We start from the raw sequence: 7018 nt of genomic DNA on the forward strand, positions 1-7018 counted from the left end.
CCAAGAAAACAAAGTCCCTACTGCACTGTAGGGACTTTGTTTTCTTGACTGGACTAGACGACCAGTTCTCTTTAGTTTCTCACTGTTCTTACCCGGGAAGTGTATTCAATTTTACCTAAGGCAACCTCTCCGTGGGAAATAACCCTCCCATCAACGATAATACGTAGGTAACTCGTCCCTGTACTTTCAAATTCCTGGCCCTTGAGGATAATCTTGCACCAGTCGAGCCCTGTCCCATAGACCTGCTCCGTAAAGTGTAGAGGGATCCAATGGATCATATCTGCCGATACCTCAACTGCAATACCCTCAGGCTGCGGTCTTTTCGTGTATAGAGTAATCGCAAAGTCACGTACATCCACAGCTTCATAGACTACATACTCTACATCCACACCGGTGCAGAGCAATCGATCATCATCATCAAAGAACTCCGCCCTATTTCCGGTATCGTGCCTCCAACCTGAAGAGCATTCTAAATAGTTCGAACGCTTGATAGTACCAAACCATGGTGACTCTTGAGGGGCCCGGAGATGATCCTCGGTTCGCTGCCAGTTATCTAAGAAGACTTCTACCGAATGACTCTTTTTGAGTACACCGTCGGTAAAGAGCTCAACCGTCAACACATACTCACCGTCATCAAACATGGTCGTATCTAGTACAATCGGCTCCTTTGCCGGGATACCCTCGTAAACCTGGTAATCTCCTAGAGAAACCTCAATCACATCTGCGGTTTGACTGGGTACTTGGACAACAATAGAAACCTTTCCCCGCAGGTACTCACCATCTCTAGGTGAAATAATATCAAGGTAGTTGCCACCCCGTAACCGATCATAGATCACCTTCTGATCTATGGACAAAATGGCGCCAACAACGATGGCGATATCCTCCAAAGTCAGGGGGCTACTGGCTTCTCCTTTGGAGATCAACTGTCTAGCTAAAGTGAAGAAGTCTCTGGTAAAGCCTGGGCCGTAGATTTCCTCCGCCTCTTCAACTAAATGCATGGTCTTTCCCATATGACCGGACCAGTGAACTCCCTTGGTCTCATGACCCGTACCCAAGTCCAGATGCTCAAGTTCTCTTTTGGTTTGGCTATATGCATTGGCAAAGCTAGTCCTTTGCCTTTCCGCATATTCTGTAAAACCCAGCTGTTCACTAAGCCGAGCACCTGCTAAGGAACACCACCCTTCTTCAATTGAAGGAGGCATCTTGGCAGGCCACACCCACTCATGGGTCAATTCATGACCTAGAACATCAATGACATTTGCTACCTCTCCCAGCACCCCTACACCAATCTCACCGTGAGCCGAGTAACCACTTCCCCAACAGGCAAGAAGAACGACCCGGAGACCCTCCGGCAGATTATGGCCGTGTAAACCACCGATGAAATCAAAGACTTCATCCGCGTGCTCGATAATCAGGTCAACGTAGTCCTTGAGAACATCGGAGTAATAGAGGGTAATATCACCGTGTTGCAGAGTATGCTCCGGTAACAGACGCTCTTCTACTATACCTGTGTCTCCACCCGTTCTATTTACCACCAGGCGGTCCACCAATTTGAAGGCCTCAGAAGAAAGTTGGGAAAAGTCGTTGGTCAGTAATATGCCTTCATCGCCAGCTACAGCCAATTGCCCCTTACCGACGGTACCTTCAACCAACACCGGCCGATCATTACCGTCGGTCACCTTTGCCACAAAACCCGGTCCTAGGATATTCATTGTTTTCCCCGTAACAGTAATCCCCAAAGGTTGTCCTTCTTGGTCCACAAGCTCACCGATGCCGGCTATACCGCTACTTCGAACAGGCACCTGTAAATAGGTTAGCAAACTAGTTACCGACTCACTTAATCCTCTTCCCGAATCAAGCAGTAACACCCCTCCGCCTGCGTTCAAGAATTTCTTGATACAGAACATCTCTTCAGACGTATAGCCCACTATTCTTGATGTTGGCAGGATAATCACGTCATATTGGGCCAGCCGCTCAGATGTCAATACCCGCTCACCCACGGTCACAAGATAACGATCCCGCAGCATGCGAGCCAAGTCCCATGACATACGAAAGAGAAACTCCCTACTTTGATCTAAATAGACTGCCGGTCTTGTATAGGCTCCAGCGACAGTGGAGAGAACCGAAATAGACACAACCACTAATATTAATGCACTGACTAGCGTCCGCACACTTACAACCCCCATTTCACTAAACCAAGCCGACTATCTTTCGCCTACTGGCCCGATGACAATCTTTGATAAACAAGATCAGGTTCCACACAGAGAATATCCCCAACAACAACAGCTATGTCCTTCAAGGTCAAAGGACTATTGGCACTACCTTCCTTAATCCGCTTTATCGCTAATGTAAAGAACTCCTTCGAAAAATCCTCTCCATACATTTCCTCGGCTGTTTGCACTAAATGCAACGTTTTTCCAATATAACCAAACCAGTGCTGTCCTGTCTCCTCTTTAGCTAAGCGCAGATCCATATCCAAGAGCTGTTCCTTAGCCGTATTGTAGGCCGCCTCCAGCCTAGCTGTTTCGCTAGCCCAGTGCTCCTCAAATCCAGCTATTCTGGCTACACGCAGTCCCATGATAATCGCCCAGGCTTCATTCATCGTGGATGGAAGAATCGCCGGCCGCACCCATTCATGGGTTAGTTCGTGACCCATAACTTCGATCACATTAGTCTTATCTCCTAATACGCCTACACCGATCTCTCCACCGGCGGCATACCCACTACCCGCGCAAGCCAATAAGACAACTCGCATTTCAGAAAGACTATGTCCGTGACACTCCTCAATGAACTCCAAGATCTCATCGGCATGCTCGACAATAAGGTCTACATGTTCTTTCAGCACATCGGAGTAATACACCGTGATATTTCCATGCTGCAACGTAGCCTCCGGGTACAGTCGTTCTTCTACAGCGCCTTGGGCCTTTCCGATTCGGTTCCCACCCAACCAGTCCAAAAGTTCTCTTGCTCCCGGGGAGAACTTACGGCCGTTATTAGTGAATAAGACTGCTTCTTCACTGACCATGGCAATTCTACCATTACTTATTGTACCCTGAATGAGCACTGGACGATGATTACTGTCAAACGCTCCAACGGTAAATCCGTCTTCAAATACGTTGGATAGTATGTTAATAGTATTTCCCACAGCTTGGACACCTAGAGAGTTACCCGCTGCATCAATCAACTCTCCCTCAGCTCGATTGATACTAAAGCGGAGAGTGGGAATGCCCAAACTCATAAGCAACTTAGTGGCCGGGGTACTTGGCATAGACCCTGGATTACAGAGAAGAACTCCTCCTCCCTCGTTGAGGTAGTCTTTGATTGCCACGATTTCTTCAGGTAGGTACTCTACTGTCCCGGAGGATGCTGGTAGGATAACCACATCGTAATCGACGAGCAGTTCAGATACTAGGGTTCGCTCACCCACAGTCACGCGGTAATCGTTGCGCAAGACCCGGGGCCAATCCCACGATACTCGAAACAAAAACTCCCTACTTTGGTCCAAGTAAATTGACGGCATTACCTCAGCGGTTTCCGACGCCATTGCACCACCTGATATCATTAATATGAACAGAATCAACCATCTCACAACCGATCTTTTCATATTGTACCTCCTAAAACCAGCGGAATGAAGTCCAAGCCCCTCCCCAAACCTGCTTAATAATAGAATTCTTGGGTCCTTATTGCGCTAATCTCTGATCAACCAAACGTTGTACTCAACTAATACATTAGTCGAGGGGACCTTTGCAGGTATAGGGTCCTTAACCAGTGCACGACAAACCACGCTAAGAGTCTATGTCCGTACTCATACCGAACCAGAGAACCATTGCGCCATTGCGCTTCTTTCTGGGTACTCAGCCATAGATCACTTTGATGAAAACCTAAGTGCGGGGACTGAAAGGTACCAGTAATCTCATGGTGGAGATCGGGGGTCCCTTCGCCAGCCATAAATTCGATGAATTGCGCGGATAGATCTGCCTTCTTGCTTGAAGCTGGAATGGAATACATATTTCCATAGACAAGAATCGCCAAAAGGATCCTTGGGAACAGGATAGAGGCGGACGCCAGGAACATGTCCAGAGCAGGCTGTTTTTGCTACCTAATCATTCAGACAAAGCAAAGCACCAGCACCATATGAATCCCTGGCCCAAGCAACGAAGAAAGAGGTCACGTCAAGTGCGGTGTCCGTTACAGTACTGCTGTAGAGTTTCTCCATATATTCGTCGTCAAAACCGACACTGGCTTAACCCTCAAGAATCTCTCTTTAGCCCGTTCAAACCATCGTCTGGTGTCTTTGTTCTATTCGGCTTCCAATCCTGAACCCGAAGAACCGTCTTCGCCGTACCAACTACAGGCAAGAGGATAATTGGACCTCTTGTAGCCTTAATGCCAGCAACCGCCTAACCATTAATCAAGTTTCCGTTCGGCCTATCCTAGCTGGATTCGCATCTATCTAGTTTCGACTGCGTTCTGGTGTTACCGACGCTTCGGCGGTACTCACCTAACCATCCCCGTGACCTTTTCTCAGTACCATAGTTTCTGACTACAGCACCCGTCGGCGGTTTGAAATCTGCACCTGAATCCCGCTTCCGAAGAGCCTCCATTCTCTCCCATGGGCACGAAACCCCGGTCTACTTTCAGTTTAGTGTTTCTCCAAGGCACACACGGACTGTCACCGCTAAATTACTATTCATGCCGGGCGCACTACCTACAGGCCAAATGGCAAGCATAGCTTGCCATTTGGCTAAACCACCCTGGTTCCCAATCCTTTATTTAGCTTCAGATACCAACCTGATATCGGCAACTTCGATAAATGCTGACTTAACGTCACTCGACGCCTTAACGTGGAAATCTAAAAACATCATGGTCAGCTCAGGTACCGGAAATACCAGTGTATGCCATTCCCCATCAGCGACAAGTTCATACAGATAACCAATCATTGGTGAAAATTCTGCCCCATATATGAACACAAACCAATCATCTCCATCAACCCCGGTCTTCTCGGTATTGATACCACTGGCCCGGTATGCTAGGGACAAATAAGGAGTATTCTTGGTATTAAGGGAAATAGGAGTACTCCACTTCATAGCAGTGTTCGCTTCATTGACCTGGAAACGCCATGCTACACCAAACTCAGAGACTTCTTGGGGAGCTGAAACTAGGTCTACGCTATAGTCAGTAGCTGAGGTATCATTAACCGAAATCCAATGCGGCAACGCCTCCCAATCACCTGTCATTAGGTCAAACAGGTCTACTTCCTTGGCAAAACTACATACAGTTAAACCCACAATAGTCAACACAACTAAAGTAGGCACTATGAGCTTTCGCATGTTCTTCCCTCCGAATCTAGTACTTTCTTGCATTCGTTTTACCTCCATTACCCCCTGGGGATACATCTTGCGATACGACGGCTATGAAGCCGCACTGAAATAATCCATCGCCCCCACTGTTCATGGACATATACTCCATAGCCATAGGGAGACCATCTATCACCCATTACTGTTACACACAACTCATTCTATATATAGCGATATAGATCCCAGCGAGTATTGATGGCTGCAATACCTTCTAGAAAAGCTGTTATTGTACTATTGTAGGCATCCTCCAATGCAAGCCAATAGAACAGCCCACAAAGCCCATCTACGACACTCCAAATGAATTCCAATATCTCGTCAACATGGTCACCAAGTCTTTAAGCCCATATCTTCGCAATTCGTTTTACGGAAGTAATCGTTCTTGTAGCGTCCTTAAGCGTTCGCAATTTGCCACTCTCCGACAGTTTTACGGCTCTTGGCGTCGATTACCACAATGGCCCAAGAACCTACTCGTCCACGACCGAGACAAACCTGGCGTGATCTGAGCAAGCAGCGGACAACGAACGACAGCAGCAGCTCTCCCGCCAAATCTTAGGTTTTAATGGTTCCCCAGGATTTAGATAGATACTCTCTAGATCTGGCGGGGGCCCAACGTCAATGCTACATTACAATTCCTACCACAACGCGTATGTGGAGGTAATGGGATAGTCTCCGAGACTATCCCATCCAAATCATCATCTATGGCTAATTATTTCTCTAGGGCCAGATTAACTAGACGCTGGACCTCAGAAAGCGCATTACTGCTTAGGGGAGCTTTGCCGGATACAGGATCAGAGACTAAGCCTCCCCAAGCGGAGCCCAGGGCGTCCAGTCCGATGAATGGATAGACGCCAGTACACATCCCGATCTCCGGGACCATGCGCATCCATTGCTCATCCCGCTGGGCATTGACCCACAGATCACTACGATAAAAGTCTAATCGTGCAGATTGAACGGTACCGGTAATCTCATAGTGGAGTTCATAAGCCTCAAGGCTGACCATGAATTCAATGAATTTCCAGGCCAGATCCGGGTTCTTGCTTGAAGTTGGGATTGAGTACATATTCCCGTAGACAACAGCACCACGTTTATCGCCGGACGGGCCCTTAGGAATAGTAGTAAACCCAAGGCGAATGCCAGGAACATAATGGGGAGCCCAGTAGGAATGATAGATGCCACCCATACCCATCGCTGCAGTATTTGCCAGGAAGCTGCAGCTTGCAGTTAGACTATCAGAAGCAAACCCGTACTCCAACCGTATATCATGGAACAGTTGGAGAACTTCCTTCCCTTGGGGGGTATCGATATTCAATCCCGTGAAATCTGCATTGTAAAAGCTACCACCGTTTGAGTCTAGAAAAGCACTAAACGCACTGGTTCCTGGGAGAAAGTCAAACCCATAACGGGTAATGGCACCATCAGCATTATAACGCATTACTTTCCGCCCGTAGTCGATGAAGTCGTCCCAGGTTTCCATCGCATAGGGATCTGTGCTTAGTCCCGCCTCATCAAAGTGATTCATGTTATAGACGAAGAAGTCTGGGCCACGTCTTGTCAAGTGGTGTAAATTGATATGTCCAACGATGTAGTTGTGTTATGCCGATTGTTCACCTTCTAACGGCTTCGATGTGCCTAGTTCGCTCTTTTTGATATATCGAGCCAGC

The 7018-nt window shown here is 47.7% G+C and carries 4 protein-coding genes; all 4 read right to left on the reverse strand.

What is annotated here, in order from left to right; translation table 11 throughout:
- Positions 1-71: 71 nt before the first annotated feature.
- The 4 genes from M0Q40_09120 to M0Q40_09135 all read right to left on the reverse strand — a co-directional run bounded on the left by M0Q40_09120 (position 72) and on the right by M0Q40_09135 (position 6912).
- The gene (locus M0Q40_09120) at positions 72-2171 is read right to left on the reverse strand and encodes a hypothetical protein (GenBank protein MCK9222761.1); all 2100 of its coding nucleotides are present in this window, start codon (positions 2169-2171) and stop codon (positions 72-74) included.
- Positions 2172-2215: 44 nt separating this feature from the next.
- A complete protein-coding gene (locus M0Q40_09125; protein ID MCK9222762.1) occupies positions 2216-3604 on the reverse strand; it encodes a hypothetical protein in 1389 nt (462 codons plus the stop codon).
- A 1165-nt stretch (positions 3605-4769) separates the two neighbouring features.
- Entirely contained in the window at positions 4770-5330 is a 561-nt protein-coding gene (locus M0Q40_09130) for a hypothetical protein (protein MCK9222763.1), read from the reverse strand.
- Positions 5331-6063: 733 nt separating this feature from the next.
- Entirely contained in the window at positions 6064-6912 is an 849-nt protein-coding gene (locus M0Q40_09135; GenBank protein MCK9222764.1) for an extracellular solute-binding protein, read from the reverse strand.
- Between the last annotated feature and the right edge of the window lie 106 nt (positions 6913-7018).

It is taken from the genome of Limnochordia bacterium, assembly GCA_023230925.1.
In the GTDB taxonomy this organism is placed as follows: Bacteria; Bacillota; Limnochordia; order DUMW01; family DUMW01; genus JALNWK01.

What these genes read in the sequence shown, in the direction of transcription:
- M0Q40_09125 (MCK9222762.1), bottom strand. Translation starts at nt 3,604, where the DNA reads ATGAAAAGATCGGTTGTGAGATGGTTGATTCTGTTCATATTAATGATA.
- M0Q40_09130 (MCK9222763.1), bottom strand. Translation starts at nt 5,330, where the DNA reads ATGCGAAAGCTCATAGTGCCTACTTTAGTTGTGTTGACTATTGTGGGT.